The organism is Bacillus cereus group sp. MG1, assembly GCF_040460035.1.
GTDB classification, from domain to species: Bacteria; Bacillota; Bacilli; order Bacillales; family Bacillaceae_G; genus Bacillus_A; species Bacillus_A cereus.
Genome location: NZ_JARVGY010000001.1, coordinates 2,201,880 through 2,218,583 on the forward strand (window position 1 = coordinate 2,201,880; position 16,704 = coordinate 2,218,583).

Below are 16,704 nucleotides of genomic sequence, written 5' to 3' on the forward strand. Positions count from 1 at the left end.
TTAATTGTCGTTTAATTAATTCTCATTATAGAACTCAGAATAATAAGAGTCAATACATTTTTTAGAAAAATATTAATTATTCCTTTATTAAAATTTTCAGATGAATATTCATCTGAAAATTAGTAACTTTCAAGGTTATTTAAAATTCTTCTTCCTCATATTTTTAAACAGGAGAATCCTCTCTACGAATTGAATAAATTTATTTGAATATGAAACTCGGAGGAAGATAAATATATGAAAACAGCTCTTTTACTCGTCGATATTCAAAACGATTATTTTCCAAATGGAAAGATGGAATTGCGTAATCCAGTAGAAGCAAGCGAATATGCTAATCAGTTATTACAACAATTTAGAACAAACAGCGAACCTATTTTTCATATCCAACACGTAGCTATAAAAGATGACGCTACTTTTTTCCTACCTAATACAGAAGGTGTACATATTCATGAAAGCGTACGTCCACTTAGAGAAGAAACAGTTATAGTCAAACATTATCCAAATAGCTTCCGAGAAACTAATCTTCTAGAGCAATTAAAACGTTTAAATATTGAACATGTCGTTGTATGCGGGATGATGACTCATATGTGTATCGATGCAACAGTAAGGGCTACATTCGATTTTGGCTTTCAATGTACCGTTATACATGACGCTTGTGCTACAAAAGACCTTTCTTTTAAGAACGCTACTATACCAGCTGTTTATATTCACAATACAATTTTAGCTAGTTTAAATGGCGTATATGCAAATGTAATAAGCACGCAAGAATTTTTAGCTACATAAAAAAACACTCCTTTCAGTGAGCAAAACTGAAAGGAGTGTTCCTTGTCGAACCATAGATTTTCTTTCAAATTGTATTATACAGGAAATTCTCAAAATGAATACTAAAAAATATGACTAATAAGTCAACTTTTCTCATCATTTTATTTCTGTTCACATGTTTATCACGCTATTAATAGGTTTTAGCTCATTCTCTTCGAACGACGGTAATATATGGGGTTTCAATTTTAAAAGGAGCTCTTCACATTCTGTGAAGAGCTCCTCTACTATTTCTTATAAAGTTTCAGAAGTAGTTTTTGCTTGCATGTGAAGTGCTAAGTAATCAGGTCCACCAGCTTTAGAGTCTGTACCAGACATGTTAAAGCCACCGAATGGTTGGTAACCTACGATTGCACCAGTACATCCACGGTTGAAGTATAAGTTACCAACGTGGAAGTCTTCGCGTGCTTTTTCAATATGGTCACGGTTGTTAGTAATAACAGCACCTGTTAAACCGTATTCCGTATTGTTTGCAATTGCAAGTGCATGATCGAAGTCTTTCGCTTTACAGAATGCTACTACCGGTCCGAAGATTTCTTCTTTCATTAAGCGAGCATCTTCTGCAACGTCAGCAACGATTGTTGGTTGGATGAACCAGCCTTTAGAATCGTCTCCTTCGCCACCTGCTAAGATTCTACCTTCTTCTTTACCAATTGCAACATAGCTCATTACTTTATCAAATGCAGCTTGGTCATTAACAGGACCCATGTTTGTACCTAATACTGCTGGGTTAGCAACTGTTAATTCTTTTGTTAATTCAACAGCACGATTTAATACGTGATCGTATACATCTTCATGGATTACTGCACGAGAACATGCAGAACATTTTTGTCCTGAGAATCCGAATGCTGATGCAACGATAGACTTAGCTGCTAATTCAAGATCTGCTTCTTTATCAACAACGATTGTGTCTTTACCGCCCATTTCAGCGATAACGCGTTTTAACCAAATTTGTCCTGGGTTTACTTTCGCTGCACGCTCATAGATGCGGATACCTACATCACGAGATCCCGTGAAGCTTACGAAACGTGTACGAGGATGATCTACTAAGTAGTCACCAACTTCAGAACCGTTACCTGGAACGAAGTTTACTACACCAGCTGGTAAGCCAGCTTCTTCTAATACTTCCATAAATTTCGCCGCTACTACAGGAGTTGTACTAGCTGGTTTTAGTAATACTGTGTTACCAGAAACTAAAGCAGCTGTTGTCATACCTGCCATAATTGCGAATGGGAAGTTCCAAGGAGAAATGATAACACCTACTCCTAATGGAATGTAAGAGAAACGATTATATTCAATTGGACGGCTTTCTACTGGAATACCGTCTTTTAATTTTAACATTTGACGACCATAATATTCCATAAAGTCGATTGCTTCTGCTGTATCAGCATCTGCCTCATTCCATGGCTTACCTGCTTCTTTTACAAGAATAGCAGAGAATTCATGTTTTCTGCGACGAACGATTGCTGCAGCACGGAATAAAATGTCTGCACGCATTTCTGGCTTTGATTTTCTCCAAGTTTGGAATGTTTCATCCGCTACTTGCATTGCTTTTTCAGCTAACTCACGGCTTGCTTTTGAAACACGACCAACAAGTTCTTCTTTATTTGCAGGGTTTACAGAAACAATTTTGTCTTCTGTAGTGATTTTTTCTCCCCCAATAATTAATGGATAGTCTTGTCCAAGATAAGATTCTACTTTCTTTAAACCTTCTTCAAACGCTAATTTGTTAGCCTCCACTGAAAAATCTGTAAATGGCTCATGTTTGTATGCTACTACCATTTTTTTTAGCCTCCCCTTAGAAAAACGTTTACATTTTACAACATTATTCTACACGATAATTTAGATTTATTCAAATATTCCTAGACTTATATTTTAAAAATTAATAAATTTTTAAAATATAATAAAAAAAAGAGATTCATACATGCGTATGAATCTACAAAATATGAGTATATTCCAAAACATTTTTCCCGATCAATAATATAGTAACTAATAAAAATAAAGTCCTTACATATCCAACACCTTTTTGAACCGCAAACTTCGATCCAAAATAAGCACCTAAGATCATTGATAATCCCATGATAATACCGTATTCAAAATGAATTATGTCTAAGAATAAAAAAGTAATTAAAGATACAATATTACTAACAAAGTTCAAAAGTTTTCCAGATGCTGCCGCTTGAATAAAATCCAAGCCAATTAATAAAAATGCAAAAATTAAAAACGACCCTGTCCCTGGTCCAAAAAACCCATCATAAAATCCTATCATTAAAATAGCAAAGAAAAATATTAATGTTTTTCTTTGCGTCATCTTCTTATAGGTAGACACACTTCCCCAATTCTTTTTTGCAATAATATAAATAGCAATAAATACCAACATTACAAGTACTAATGGGCGTAAAATATCCGATGGAATAAATTTTACTACTAAAGCACCTGCAACAGCTCCAACAATAGTTAACGGGATTAACTTTCCTACAATTTTAAAATCAACTTTTCCTGATCGAATGAAATACATCGCACTCGTAAACGTCCCCATTGTTGCCGCTAATTTATTCGTTGCAATTGCCGAAGCTGGCGATAGGCCAACAAACATAAGTGCAGGAAGCGAAATTAACCCTCCTCCTCCAACAACGGAATCAATAAAAGCTGCTAAAAAACCGAATGCAATTAATAAAATAATGACTTGAAAACTTAATTCTTCCATGAGCTTTACCCCTCACCCCTATTTTTTACAACATTTTAAATTATAACAAAATTACATAAGAAAAAAAGCTGTTCCATAGAGGAACAGCCTTCATATTTAATCTAAAATTTTCACAAGTGGTTCATCTTGTTTTGCTTCACGTATAATAATAGCTTCTGGGCGTTCTACAGATTTAATCGTTACTTGTACTTTCATATAATTCGGGAAGTATTCCATAACAAGCCCTGCCACATATTGTGTAAAACCAACTATTTCCGCTTTTCCATTAAACTGGACAGGAATATCAAGCTTCATTTCTCTTAATTCATCATCTCTATACATACCAGTACCAATAACAGCTGTATAGTCGCCTTGGAAATAATCGCTTAGTTTTGCCTTAAAGTTGGATACTCTTGCAAGATCTTCACGTTTATTATCTGTTTTCGCTTGCTCTGATGGGAACAAATAATATTTTTCATTAATTTGTTTCCAATCTTCAACCGTTTCACTACCTTTTTCGACATTTGCATAAGAAACAAAATTACCTGGCACGAGCGAAGACTTTGGAGCTTGGCGATAAATCGCAAATGTTATCGGAATATTTTTTGTTTCAGGTTCTTTTTGATGTATGACTTTCAAAATTTCTTGCGCCATTTTTTTCCCTTCAGCTAACATCTTTTCATCTGGGATTGCAGCTTCACGTGGGTAACCATGCTCTTCGTTAAAATATTGAACAGAATTCATCGCTAATCCAACTACCATACCAACACGTTCCTCGCCGTTATCGCCTGTTTTCACATAATAATCATGCTCTAAAATATTTGAAATATATATTGGATTTTTTTTATTTTTCACTTCTAGTGATTCGGATCCTGTTCCTAACGCAGGATTTAATCCTATATTTGGAAATTTAACTGCATCTTTTTTTAATTTTTCCTCTAGTTCCTTTTGTTCAGCATCTGTACGTTTTCTTTTAACAAGCATCTGTATAGTTTGAGTATCTAGAGCTTTTCCGCCTTTTAAAAAATTATCTTTCGTACTAAATGATTCTTTTGCAATTCGCATTAATCCTGTTTCAAATTCATCTATATCAAGGCGACTATTTAACCCTTGCACCACTAAACCACGTGCCTTTCCACCATCAAATGGAATAGTCGTCTTATAATATTCATCCGAAATAGCGTATTTTGGAACAACTGATTGTTCTTTTGCTTTCCCCGATTTCCCAGCCACTTTTTCATCTTTGTCGGCACCTGCACTACACCCACTTACAAGTAGGCCAAGGCTTAATACCGCTAATGCTATTTTTTTCATGGTAAGTTTGCACCTCTTACTTATTTAGCTCTTGTAAGAACCTCTCTTCATTCCAAACCTCAACATTATGTTTCTCCGCTTGTGCTAATTTCGAACCAGCTGCTTCACCTGCAACAACTAAATCCGTACTCTTACTAACACTTCCTGTTACTTTTCCACCTAATGCCTCAATCTTCTTCTTCGCTTCACTTCGTCCCATAACTTCTAGCTTACCTGTTAAAACAACCGTTTTTCCTGCGAAGTAAGATTCAACATTTTGTAAATCTGCAATTTTTATACCTTTGTATGTCATATTCACGCCATACTCTTTAAACTGCTGTAATAACTCTAATACATCTTCATTATCAAAATATGTCACAACAGATTGAGCCATTTTTTCGCCAATTTCATTAATTGCTTTTAGTTCTTCTTCCGTTGCTTTTACAAGCTCATCCATCGTTTCAAAGTGCTCTGCAAATGTACGTGCTGCTTTCGCTCCAACGTGGCGAATTCCAAGACCAAATAATAATCGCTCTAACGAGTTTTCTTTAGAATTTTCAATTGCTTGTATTAAGTTTGTTGCTGATTTTTCACCAAAACGTTCTAACTGTAATAATTGCTCTTTCGTCAATGCATATAAATCAGCAAATGTACGAATGTAATCAGCATCAAAGAGTTGTGTAATGACACGTTCTCCAAGTCCATCAATATTCATTGCATTTCTTGAAACGAAATGGATTAACCCTTCTCGAATTTGAGCAGGACAAGTTGGATTTATACAACGAAGTGCTACTTCTTCTTCTAAACGAACAAGTTCACTCTCACATGCTGGACAATGAGTTGGCATGCGGTATTCTTCTTCCTCACCAGTACGCTTATCAAAAATAACGTTCACAACTTCAGGAATAATATCTCCAGCCTTCTTCACAACAACGTAGTCACCAATTCGAATGTCTTTTTCACGAATTAAATCTTCGTTATGTAAAGAAGCACGACGAACAATCGTACCAGCAACTCTCACTGGCTCTAGTTCTGCAGTCGGTGTTACAACCCCTGTTCGGCCAACACTTAATTCAATGCCTGTTAATCTCGTTACAACTTCTTCAGCCGGAAATTTATAAGCAATCGCCCACCTTGGACTCTTCGCTGTAGTTCCTAGACTTTCTTGAAGAGCAACATCATCTACTTTTATAACGATTCCATCAATCTCATAATCAAGATGCGGACGTTTTTCTTGCCATTCTTCTACATAAGCTATAACTTCTTCAATTGTTTCACATGTACGGCGATTTGGATTTGTCTTAAATCCAAGTTCACCTAAGAAATCCAGCGATTCACTATGTGATGAAATTGTTTTTTCTTCTACATTCGCAAGACCATACACAAACATAGATAAGTTACGCTTCGCTGCAATTTTCGGATCAAGTTGACGTATTGAACCTGCTGCTGCATTACGCGGATTCGCAAATACATCTTCTCCATTTTGCTCTTTTTCTTCATTTAGTTTAACGAATGAACGCTTCGGCATATAAGCTTCGCCTCTTGCTTCTAACGTTACTTCTTCATTTAAACGAAGTGGGATAGCTTTAATCGTTTTTAAATTTTGAGTAATATCTTCACCTGTTACACCATCACCACGTGTCGCCCCTTGAATGAAGCGTCCTTTTTCATAATGAAGCGAAACGGCAAGCCCGTCAATTTTTAATTCACATATATATCTTACATTCGCACCATCAATTCCTTGACGTACTCTTCTGTCGAAATCACGTAAATCTCCTTCGTTAAATGCATTTCCTAAACTTAACATTGGTGACTTATGTGTTACTTTTTCAAATATATCAAGAACAGTCCCCCCAACGCGAACGGAGGGAGAATCTTCACTCATAAACTCTGGGTTCTCTGCTTCTAATTTTATAAGCTCCTGCATATTACGGTCATATTCCGCATCAGAAACAGAAGGATTGTCTAATACGTGATATTGATAGTTAAATGTATTTAACAAGTCACGTAATTCTTCTATACGTTTTTTTACTATCTCTTTTGACATATCCTCATTCCTTTCCTATTGTTTCGTCACAGGCGCAAATTTTGCTAACAAACGTTTAACACCAATTGGGCTTGGGAACGCAATATCTAATTCTTTTGCATCACCTTCACCTTTTACACTTACAACTGTACCGACTCCCCATTTTTGGTGGGAAGCTTTATCTCCTACTGCCCAGCCAATTTGTTCGCCGCCTGTCGTCTTAGCTGCAGGGCGCGCGAAAGCTGAACGAGAGCGTGTTGCTGTTGTGATTGTCGTTTTGCCGCTACTTGCCGTTCTGCCTTTTGTACCAAACGATGTTTCACGCTTCGGCGCTGTTTCATTTAATGATTCCACTAGTTCTGTCGGGATTTCTGTAATAAATCGAGACGCAGCGTTCATACTTGTTCTACCAAATAATGTACGCATTTGCGCGTTAGATAAATATAGCTCTTCTTCTGCACGAGTAATACCTACATAAGCAAGACGACGTTCTTCTTGCATTTCATCCTCTTCCATAAGAGAACGAGTATGAGGGAATATCCCTTCCTCTAAGCCAACAATAAAGACAACCGGGAACTCTAATCCTTTCGCCGAGTGCATCGTCATTAAAATAACTTCTTCACCAGCAGTTGGGTCTTCATCTACACGATCAATATCAGCAACAAGTGCTAAATCTGTTAAGAATGCAACAAGGCTCTTATCTTCGCTTTGAGATTCAAATGTTTGCGTAACAGATAAGAACTCGTCTAAGTTTTCTAAACGACCTTCCGCTTCTAAAGAACGTTCATTTTTCAACATATCGCGATAGCCTGTTTTTTCAATAACTTCTTCTACTAATTCTGTAACAGATAAATACTCTTGCATATTTACCCAGTTATTTAATAAATTCGCGAATTCTTTTACTGCCTTTGTAATTTTTGCACTTACTCCAACATGCTCAATCTCATCAAATACAGCAGTTAATGAAATTCCATTTTGCACACCGTAATTAATAATTTTATCGATAGAAGTCGCACCAATGCCACGCTTTGGCACATTTATAATACGTGCAAAACTAATTTCATCATCTGGATTACCGATTAAACGTAAGTACGCCAAAATATCTTTAATCTCTTTACGATCGTAGAACTTCGTACCCCCGACAATTTTATACGGAATGTTAGATTTAAGGAAAATCTCCTCGACCATACGAGACTGAGCATTCGTACGATATAGCACTGCAAAATCAGTATATTTTCGTTTCCCCATTTGAATATCGTCACGAATTTTTTTTGCAACAAAATACGCTTCGTCCTTTTCAGTTGCAGCACGATAATACGAGATTTTACTTCCAACTTGATTGTCTGTCCATAATTTCTTCGGCTTACGATTCGTATTTTTTTCAATAACAGCATTCGCTGCATTTAAAATATTTTGTGACGAACGATAGTTTTGTTCTAACAGAATTACTTGTGCATTCTCATAGTCTTTTTCGAATGACAAAATGTTAGAAATATCTGCACCACGCCAGCAATAAATAGACTGGTCAGAGTCACCCACAACACAAAGATTTTTAAAACGCGCTGCCAAATGTTTAACAAGAAGATATTGCGCTTTGTTCGTATCTTGATACTCATCAACATGAATATATTGGAACTTACGCTGATAAAACTCTAATACTTCTGGAACACGTTCAAATAGCTGAATCGTCGTCATAATTAAATCATCAAAGTCTAATGAATTATTTTTCAAAAGACGTTTTTGATACTCTGTGTATACATCGCTCGTTAATTTTTCATATGGATCAGCCATTGTAATTTTTTTTGCATATTTATCCGCAGATAACAGTTCATTTTTCGCATTACTAATACCCGCTAAAATAGAGCGCGGCTCAAATTTCTTCGGATCAACATTGCGCTCTTTCATAATTTTTTTGACTACAGTTAGCTGATCACCTGAATCTAAGATTGTAAAGTTACGATTAATACCAATACGATCGATATCGCGTCGTAAAATACGTACACACATAGAGTGGAACGTCGAAATCCAAATATCTTCTGCTTCTGGTCCCACAAGTGTATCAATACGCTCACGCATTTCACGAGCTGCTTTATTTGTGAAGGTAATAGCTAGTACATTCCATGGTGCTACACCTTTTTCACCAAGTAAATACGCAATACGATGTGTTAACACACGTGTCTTACCACTACCTGCACCTGCCATTAATAGAAGTGGTCCATTCGTTGTTTGTACTGCTTTTTGTTGCTGTGGATTTAAACCGTTTAATAACTTATCTGTCATACTCATATACGCCTGCACCTACTCTCCTTTTACTGCTTTAACTGTTTTTAACGCCGATTTTATATCATCATAAATAATATTTCCAACAACTACTGTATCAGCATATTGTGCCATTTCTTTCGCCTGTTCTGCATTAGAAATACCACCGCCATAATATAACTTAGCTTGTTTCAATTCTGCTTTTACATTTTTAACAAGTTCAACATCTCCATACGTACCGCTATATTCTAAATAAAATATCGGTAAACGTAATAGCTTGTCTGCTAAACGAGCATATGCAATAACGTCATCTTCTGTTAAATCACATTTCGCTTCTGTAAGCTGGGCTACTTTCGCTTCTGGATTTAAAACACAATACCCTTCCATAAAAATTTCGTCCCAGTCCATAATATCCCCAAATTCTTTCAATGCCTCATGATGAACACCTGTTACCCATTCTACTTTTCGGCTATTTAAAACACTTGGGATGTAATAAAAATCAAATCCTGGTGTAATTGCTTCTACATCAGAAACCTCTAATACACAAGGAACTGCATATCTACGAATGCTAACTAGCATGTGTAATACGTTATCAATTGTAACTCCATCACTTCCGCCTACAATAACCGCATCAGTTCCAGACTCACAAATCATTTCTAAATGTTCATCGCTTAACTCCTTATTTGGATCAAGCTTAAATACATGTTTCCATCCGGAAATATCGTACATGAAAACACCCTTCCTTTTCTCTAGTTATATATATTTCTGTTCAAAATAACAGTTTATTTTCATCATTATTTTTTTAACTTCATCTTAAATATTTGTTTAAAACGGAGAATTAAGTTTGGAATTACCTCTTCCATATTTTTTAAACTAGAGGATTTAATTTTGAAGTTCCTTTTATGCATTCTTTCATTATAACAAAAAAAGTTACTTACACACACGCACAATCCAACATCTTTTTCCACGTCAAATGTTGGATTACATATCCCAAAAATCAAACGGGATACTAATAAGAGAAATAGTATTATCTATTTCAACTTTCATAAAAAGGAGTGTTTTTCTAATGAAGCAAAATATCGGGACAATAAACGCTCTAATTCGAATTACACTTGGGCTCGTCCTCTTCGGATGTAGTGCAACTAAACTTGTACGCAAGCCGTGGTGCACTTGGTCTAACATTTTTCTATGGATTGGTGCAATGAAAGTTGCAGAAGGAATTGTTCGTTTCTGCCCTGTTGTTGAAATGTGGAAATTCGGAAAATACATGAATATGGGGGCATTTAAAATGCCTAGCATGAATTTTGGTGAAAAAGGACATGCTAAAGAAGAAGTGAATCAAACTTCCACTCATGACAAGCCAGAGTCAAAAGGAAGTTATGACGCTTCTGACAAAGAGATTGAGTCAGCGATTGAAGATATAATCCTGGCAAAACCGCTTTGAATCATTTGTCACGATGCAAGATGCTCTCAAAGGGACTTAGCTGCTGCAGTGGGCGGTTAAGTCTTCTTTATTTTACTATAAAACAGAACGTATATTCTCTTTTTGAACCTTAAAATGTATATAAAAGATATCAACCAATAAAATTCAGAAAATTAGATGCATACCTCTTGCTTAAAATGATATAAAAGTGATATCATTTTTATATCAGGAGGCGATCATATGAAAGAAAAACAAGTATTTTATGTAAATGGTTTTCTCGGTATTATTGGAATTTTGATTTTAGCTGCTATCGGTGTATTTTTCCTTGCACAAGAAATTTTCATAGGAGCGGCACTAACTATTATATTAGCCGCAGTTCTCGCTACAGGTATCGGTATTGTTCAACCGAATCAAGCGAAGGTTATTACGTTCTTCGGTAATTATTTAGGAACAATTCGTCAAAACGGTTTATTTTTAACGATTCCTTTCGCATTCCGTCAAACTGTATCTTTACGTGTTGAAAACTTTAACAGTAAAAAATTAAAAGTAAATGACGTTGATGGAAATCCAATTGAAATTGCAGCTGTTATCGTATATAAAGTTGTTGATTCTGCAAAAGCAATGTTTGGTGTTGAACATTATGATCGATTTGTAGAAATTCAAAGCGAAACGGCAATCCGCCATGTTGCAACAAAATATCCTTATGACAATTTCCAAGATGAAACCTGCGTTACGTTACGCGGAAATACTGAAGAAATCTCTGAAGAATTAAAACGTGAGTTAGAGGCGCGTCTTGAAATTGCTGGTGTAGAAGTATTAGAAACTCGTTTAACGCACTTAGCTTACGCAACAGAAATTGCCCATGCAATGCTACAACGCCAGCAAGCAAAAGCAGTATTAGCTGCTAGAAAAGAAATTGTTGAAGGTGCTGTGAAGATGGCGAAAGATTCCATCCATATGTTAGATGAAGAAGGCGTACTAGAACTCGATGACGAGCGTAAAGCAAATATGGTAAACAACTTATTAGTTGCCATCGTTTCAGATAAAGGTGCGCAGCCAGTTATTAATACAGGAAGCCTATACTAAGGGCTATAAGTAATTATGGCTAAAAAGAAAAGCTTTCCATTACGTATTGATCCTGAATTACACGCAGTCATCGAAAAATGGGCAAATGATGAATTTCGTAGCGTCAATGCACACATCGAGTATTTACTTCGAGAAATGGCAAAGCAAAAAGGGAAATTAAAAAAAGATGAAGATGCATAAAAAATCCCGCTGATTCCTCAGCGGGATTTTTACATATTAACTTTTCGTCATCTCATGCCCAATTGCACGATATCCTATATCACTTCGATAAAATAGACCATCACTCTCAATTTTACCGATTTCTTTATATACTTTATCTTTTGCTTCTTGTAAACTATTTGCCTTACAAGCAACAAATAATACACGGCCACCGTTCGTTACAAAGTTCCCATGTTTCATTGCTGTACCTGCATGGAAAACAATCACATCTTGCAGTGCATCTAGTCCGCTAATAATATCACCTTTTTTATATGCTTCTGGATATCCTTTAGAAGCAAGTACAACACCGATTACCGCTTCTTCTGACCATTGTAACGTTAGTTCACTTTCATCTAATACAGCGTTACATACATCAACTAAATCGTTTTCTAATCGAGGTAATACAACTTCTGTTTCAGGATCACCGAAGCGTGCATTAAATTCAATTACCTTCGGACCATCATTTGTTAAAATAAGACCTGCGTATAAAATACCTGTAAACGAACGGTTTTCTTCAATCATCGCCTTAGCAGTTGGATGCAATACGGTTTGAATCGCTTCTTGAACTGCTGTTTCTGGAATTTGTGGTACTGGAGAATATGTACCCATTCCGCCCGTATTTGGACCTTTATCACCATCAAAAGCTCTTTTATGATCTTGGGCGATTATCATTGGATGTACAGTTGTTCCATTCACGAATGCCATTAATGAAAATTCTTGTCCATCTAAAAACTCTTCAATAACGACCTTCTTACTTGCCGCGCCGAATTTCACATCTTGCAGCATTTCTTTCACAGCTTGTAATGCCTCTTCAAGCGTCATCGCTACCGTTACACCTTTACCAGCAGCTAGGCCGTCAGCTTTAATAACGATTGGTGCACCAACTTTTTGAATGTACTGTACTGCTTCTTCATAATCTGTAAAAGTTTCGTACGCCGCAGTTGGAATATCATACTTTTTCATAAGCTCTTTTGTAAAAGCTTTACTACCTTCAATAACAGCAGCCGCTTTATTCGGACCAAATACGCGAAGTCCCTCTTCTTTAAAACGATCAACAATTCCATTCATAAGCGGAATTTCTGGTCCAACGAAAGTTAACTCAACATTATTCTCTTTTGCAAATAAAACTAATGCATCAAAATCATTTTCATCAATATCAACTGGTGTTGCAACATCTCTCATACCTTCATTACCTGGTGCTACATATACCTTTTCTACTTTTTCAGATTGTGCAAACTTCCAAGCTAAAGCATGCTCACGCCCACCGCGGCCAATTACTAAAACATTCATATTTCATCCCCCAATAATTAAATAAGTACAAACTAGAAGCTATGCTCCTAGTTTGCTTTTTCATATCAATAAAAGGTTATCTCGACCAGACTTTTTAAACATCCATATCAATAAAGGTTTAAAAAGGAGGATTAAGAGAACCGAGCAGGTCTAGGCGCATTTGCCAGGAGGACACGGAGTGTAGCTTTCCTACATGAGTACCGCACTGGCGATGCAACGACGACATGCGAAGGTTATCTCGACCGGACTTTTTAAACATCCATATCAATAAAGGTTTAAAAAGGAGGATTAAGAGAACCGAGCAGGTCTAGGCGCATTTGCCAGGAGGACACGGAGTGTAGCTTTTCTACATGAGTACCGCACTGGCGATGCAACGACGACATGCGAAGGTTATCTTAACCGGACTTTTTAAACATCCTCTATTAGTGTTTGAAATGACGTACGCCAGTGAACACCATAGCAATCCCATAAGTATCTGCCACTTTAATAGAATCTTCATCACGGATTGATCCGCCCGGTTGAATGATTGCTGTAATTCCTGCTTTTGCTGCTTCTTCTAATGTATCTGGCATTGGGAAGAAAGCATCAGATGCAAGCGCGCTACCTTGTGCTTTTTCACCAGCTTGTGTAATTGCGATTTTTGCAGAACCTACACGGTTCATCTGTCCCGCACCGACACCAATTGTCATGTCATCTTTCGCTAAAACAATTGCGTTTGATTTCACATGTTTTACAACTTTCCAAGCTAGTTTTAAATCTTTCCATTCTTGCTCTGAGGGTTCACGTTTCGTTGGAATTGAAATTGTACTTTCATCTAATGATAACGTATCTTCCTCTTGAACGAGAAGTCCACCTTGTACAGAAGTTAGTTTTTTGCTTGCACTTGTCGCTTTTTCAATATTTATAGTTAATAAACGTAAGTTCTTCTTACTTTGCAACACTTCTAAAGCTTCTTGCGAGAACGAAGGTGCGATAACAATTTCTAAGAAAATTTCATGTAACTTTTCTGCTGTAGCTTTATCAATTTCACGATTTGCTGCAATAATACCGCCGAAGATTGATACTGGATCTGCTTCATAAGCACGAGTATATGCTTCGTGAATATTAGTTCCTACTCCAACACCACATGGATTCATATGCTTTACTGCTACTACTGCTGGTTCTGTAAATTCTTTTACGATGCTAAGCGCTGCGTCTGCATCATTAATATTGTTATACGATAATTCCTTACCGTGTAATTGTTCTGCGTATGCAACAGAAGACGTTGCTGCGAATGGCGCTTTATAGAAAGTTGCTTTTTGATGTGGGTTCTCGCCATAGCGTAAGTCTTGCTTTTTCTCAAATGTCACAGTTAATGTTTCTGGACTTTCTTCACCCATTTGCTCTGTTAAGTAGTTAGAAATTAACGCATCATACGCTGCTGTATGACGGAATACTTTCGCTGCTAGTTTACGTTTTGTTTCCTCTGCTACTTCACCGTTCTCTTTCAGTTCTGCTAACACAATATCATAATCTACTGGATCTACAATTACCGATACGAATTTATGATTTTTCGCAGCAGAGCGAATCATTGTTGGGCCACCGATATCAATATTTTCAATTGCATCAGCAAATGTTACATCAGGCTTAGCGATTGTTTCTTTAAATGGGTATAAGTTAACAACAACAAAGTCAATTGGCTCTATACCTAACTCATTCATTTGTGTTACATGTGTTTCATTATCACGAACTGCTAATAGACCACCATGAATATTTGGATGTAATGTTTTCACACGGCCATCCATAATTTCAGGGAAACCAGTTACTTCAGAAATGCCGATTACTTGTAAGCCATTTTCTTCTAGTAACTTTTTCGTACCACCTGTTGAAATAACTTCAATCCCTTGTTCTAGTAACCCTTTAACAAATTCTACTACTCCTGTTTTATCTGAAACACTTACTAATGCACGCTTTTTCATTTATCCTTCACCCCTGGTTGTATGTTAGTTAACAGTTGATTCTTTCACAGACTGAACAATTTGATTCACTGTATTTACGTATAATTTATGTTCAACTTGTTGAATTTTCTTTTGTAAGCTTTCTCTCGTATCCCCTTCAGAAACAACCACTGCTTCTTGTGCAATAATTGGCCCTGTATCCATACCTGCATCTACATAATGAATTGTTACTCCAGTTACTTTCACACCTGCTTCTAACGCTTGACCGACAGCATCTTTACCCGGAAAGCTCGGTAGTAATGATGGATGAATATTAATAATCTTCCCGCCGTATGCTTCTAGTAACGTCGGCCCGATTAAACGCATATATCCAGCTAAAATAACATAATCAATTTCATATTCTTCTAGCTTCTTTAATATCTCTTTTTCAAACGCTTCTTTTGACTCATATGCTTTCGCTGAAAAAGCAAAACACGGAATATGATGATAATTTGCCCGTCCAACAGCTCGTGCTTCTGGTTTATCACATACTAATAAACTAATTTCTGCATCCAATCTTTTTTCTTCTACCGCATTAACGAGAGATTGAAAGTTAGATCCACTTCCAGAAGCAAAAACTGCTAATCTACTCATAGTGCTGTGCCCCCATTAAAAGTAACGCCAGCTCCTTGTATAGTACGTCCAATAATACGAGCCATTTCTCCTTGCTCTTCAAGAAGACGAACAACATCTTTTGCATCTTCTTCCTTCACTGCTACTACCATACCAATACCCATGTTAAAAATATTGAACATTTCTTTCTCTTCCAGTTTTCCAACTTCTTGAAGCAAACTAAAGATCGGCTGAATTTCCCAAGATCCTAGTTCAATCTCAGCACCGATTCCTTCTGGCAACATGCGTGGAATATTTTCAATAAATCCACCACCTGTAATATGCGCCATACCGTATACTTCATGTTTCTTCAATAGTTCTAAAATAGGTTTGACATAAATTTTCGTTGGTTTTAATAATTCTTCACCAAGAGGTAGTTCTAAGCGGCCATAAATACGCTCTAAAGATAGTTCCCCATCTTCTAATAACACTTTTCGTACTAAAGAGTAACCATTGCTATGAATACCGCTAGATGCTAAGCCAATTAGCACGTGACCAGCTTCAATCTTTTCACCTGTTACAATTTTCTTTTTATCAACAATCCCAACTGTAAAACCAGCTAAATCATATTCTTCCGTAGAATACATTCCTGGCATTTCAGCTGTTTCTCCACCGATTAATGCACAACCAGCTTGGCGACAGCCCTCTGATATACCTTTGACGATGTTTTCAATTTTACTAGGTTCAGCTTTACCACAAGCAATATAATCAAGGAAGAAAAGCGGCTCTGCTCCTTGGACAACAATATCATTTACACACATTGCTACTGCATCAATACCAATTGTGTCATGTTTATCTGCCATAAAAGCGAGCATCAATTTCGTTCCCACGCCATCTGTTCCAGATACTAATACAGGTTCTTCTAATGCAAATTTTGATAGATCAAACATACCTCCAAAACCGCCTAAACCGCCTAGTACTTCTTTTCTCATAGTTGTTTGTACGTGTTTTTTCATGCGAGATACCGCTTCATATCCAGCTTCAATATCTACTCCTGCTTGCTTATATGCATTCGCCATCGTTATTTACACCTCGTCTT

The 16,704-nt window shown here is 36.7% G+C and carries 13 protein-coding genes and 1 pseudogene; 4 read left to right on the forward strand and 10 right to left on the reverse strand.

Annotated elements, in window-relative coordinates:
* Positions 1 to 234: 234 nt before the first annotated feature.
* Positions 235 to 800 (forward strand): annotated as a pseudogene (locus QCI79_RS11340) (cysteine hydrolase family protein).
* 250 nt (positions 801 to 1,050) lie between these two features.
* Here QCI79_RS11340 and pruA read toward each other — a convergent pair.
* The 6 genes from pruA to pcrB all read right to left on the reverse strand — a co-directional run bounded on the left by pruA (position 1,051) and on the right by pcrB (position 9,809).
* Positions 1,051 to 2,598 (reverse strand): L-glutamate gamma-semialdehyde dehydrogenase, encoded by a 1,548-nt coding sequence (pruA, locus tag QCI79_RS11345; RefSeq protein ID WP_000259555.1) that lies wholly within the window; start codon positions 2,596 to 2,598, stop codon positions 1,051 to 1,053.
* Positions 2,599 to 2,752: 154 nt separating this feature from the next.
* Positions 2,753 to 3,523 carry a TSUP family transporter gene (locus QCI79_RS11350; protein WP_000391975.1) on the reverse strand — a complete coding sequence of 257 codons (771 nt, stop codon included), beginning with the start codon at positions 3,521 to 3,523 and terminating at the stop codon, positions 2,753 to 2,755.
* Between the two features lie 96 nt (positions 3,524 to 3,619).
* Entirely contained in the window at positions 3,620 to 4,816 is a 1,197-nt protein-coding gene (locus tag QCI79_RS11355) for a CamS family sex pheromone protein (protein ID WP_021728762.1), read from the reverse strand.
* A 16-nt stretch (positions 4,817 to 4,832) separates the two neighbouring features.
* A complete protein-coding gene (gene ligA / locus QCI79_RS11360) occupies positions 4,833 to 6,842 on the reverse strand; it encodes an NAD-dependent DNA ligase LigA (protein WP_000031613.1) in 2,010 nt (669 codons plus the stop codon).
* A 15-nt stretch (positions 6,843 to 6,857) separates the two neighbouring features.
* A complete protein-coding gene (gene pcrA / locus QCI79_RS11365) occupies positions 6,858 to 9,107 on the reverse strand; it encodes a DNA helicase PcrA (RefSeq protein WP_031303419.1) in 2,250 nt (749 codons plus the stop codon).
* A 12-nt stretch (positions 9,108 to 9,119) separates the two neighbouring features.
* Positions 9,120 to 9,809 (reverse strand): heptaprenylglyceryl phosphate synthase, encoded by a 690-nt coding sequence (gene pcrB, locus QCI79_RS11370; RefSeq protein ID WP_000272102.1) that lies wholly within the window; start codon positions 9,807 to 9,809, stop codon positions 9,120 to 9,122.
* 337 nt (positions 9,810 to 10,146) lie between these two features.
* Here pcrB and QCI79_RS11375 point away from each other — a divergent pair, with 337 nt between their 5' ends.
* The 3 genes from QCI79_RS11375 to QCI79_RS11385 all read left to right on the forward strand — a co-directional run bounded on the left by QCI79_RS11375 (position 10,147) and on the right by QCI79_RS11385 (position 11,769).
* Positions 10,147 to 10,524, forward strand: a complete 378-nt coding sequence (locus tag QCI79_RS11375; RefSeq protein WP_000812348.1) for a YgaP family membrane protein — start codon at positions 10,147 to 10,149, stop codon at positions 10,522 to 10,524.
* A 219-nt stretch (positions 10,525 to 10,743) separates the two neighbouring features.
* On the forward strand, positions 10,744 to 11,589 hold the full coding sequence (locus tag QCI79_RS11380) for an SPFH domain-containing protein (RefSeq protein ID WP_000660669.1): 846 nt from the start codon (positions 10,744 to 10,746) through the stop codon (positions 11,587 to 11,589).
* A gap of 15 nt (positions 11,590 to 11,604) precedes the next feature.
* Positions 11,605 to 11,769, forward strand: coding sequence for a type II toxin-antitoxin system antitoxin (locus QCI79_RS11385; RefSeq protein ID WP_001085170.1), 165 nt, complete (start codon positions 11,605 to 11,607; stop codon positions 11,767 to 11,769).
* Between the two features lie 36 nt (positions 11,770 to 11,805).
* On the opposite strand, the gene purD is transcribed toward QCI79_RS11385, so the two are convergent.
* From purD to purM, 4 genes are all read right to left on the reverse strand, one after another.
* Positions 11,806 to 13,077, reverse strand: coding sequence for a phosphoribosylamine--glycine ligase (gene purD, locus QCI79_RS11390; RefSeq protein WP_021728760.1), 1,272 nt, complete (start codon positions 13,075 to 13,077; stop codon positions 11,806 to 11,808).
* Between the two features lie 422 nt (positions 13,078 to 13,499).
* A complete protein-coding gene (gene purH, locus QCI79_RS11395) occupies positions 13,500 to 15,035 on the reverse strand; it encodes a bifunctional phosphoribosylaminoimidazolecarboxamide formyltransferase/IMP cyclohydrolase (RefSeq protein WP_000745434.1) in 1,536 nt (511 codons plus the stop codon).
* A 24-nt stretch (positions 15,036 to 15,059) separates the two neighbouring features.
* On the reverse strand, positions 15,060 to 15,647 hold the full coding sequence (gene purN / locus QCI79_RS11400; protein ID WP_000088589.1) for a phosphoribosylglycinamide formyltransferase: 588 nt from the start codon (positions 15,645 to 15,647) through the stop codon (positions 15,060 to 15,062).
* Positions 15,644 to 16,684, reverse strand: coding sequence for a phosphoribosylformylglycinamidine cyclo-ligase (gene purM, locus QCI79_RS11405; protein ID WP_001262439.1), 1,041 nt, complete (start codon positions 16,682 to 16,684; stop codon positions 15,644 to 15,646). The genes purN and purM overlap by 4 nt, the downstream gene beginning before the upstream one ends.
* Positions 16,685 to 16,704 lie beyond the last annotated feature (20 nt).

Bases quoted from the DNA above. Each gene is read 5' to 3' on its own strand.
- QCI79_RS11350 (WP_000391975.1), bottom strand. From the start codon at position 3,523: ATGGAAGAATTAAGTTTTCAAGTCATTATTTTATTAATTGCATTCGGT.
- QCI79_RS11385 (WP_001085170.1), top strand. From the start codon at position 11,605: ATGGCTAAAAAGAAAAGCTTTCCATTACGTATTGATCCTGAATTACAC.
- QCI79_RS11375 (WP_000812348.1), top strand. From the start codon at position 10,147: ATGAAGCAAAATATCGGGACAATAAACGCTCTAATTCGAATTACACTT.
- pruA (WP_000259555.1), bottom strand. From the start codon at position 2,598: ATGGTAGTAGCATACAAACATGAGCCATTTACAGATTTTTCAGTGGAG.
- purN (WP_000088589.1), bottom strand. From the start codon at position 15,647: ATGAGTAGATTAGCAGTTTTTGCTTCTGGAAGTGGATCTAACTTTCAA.
- purM (WP_001262439.1), bottom strand. From the start codon at position 16,684: ATGGCGAATGCATATAAGCAAGCAGGAGTAGATATTGAAGCTGGATAT.
- purD (WP_021728760.1), bottom strand. From the start codon at position 13,077: ATGAATGTTTTAGTAATTGGCCGCGGTGGGCGTGAGCATGCTTTAGCT.
- QCI79_RS11355 (WP_021728762.1), bottom strand. From the start codon at position 4,816: ATGAAAAAAATAGCATTAGCGGTATTAAGCCTTGGCCTACTTGTAAGT.
- pcrA (WP_031303419.1), bottom strand. From the start codon at position 9,107: ATGAGTATGACAGATAAGTTATTAAACGGTTTAAATCCACAGCAACAA.
- pcrB (WP_000272102.1), bottom strand. From the start codon at position 9,809: ATGTACGATATTTCCGGATGGAAACATGTATTTAAGCTTGATCCAAAT.
- ligA (WP_000031613.1), bottom strand. From the start codon at position 6,842: ATGTCAAAAGAGATAGTAAAAAAACGTATAGAAGAATTACGTGACTTG.
- purH (WP_000745434.1), bottom strand. From the start codon at position 15,035: ATGAAAAAGCGTGCATTAGTAAGTGTTTCAGATAAAACAGGAGTAGTA.
- QCI79_RS11380 (WP_000660669.1), top strand. From the start codon at position 10,744: ATGAAAGAAAAACAAGTATTTTATGTAAATGGTTTTCTCGGTATTATT.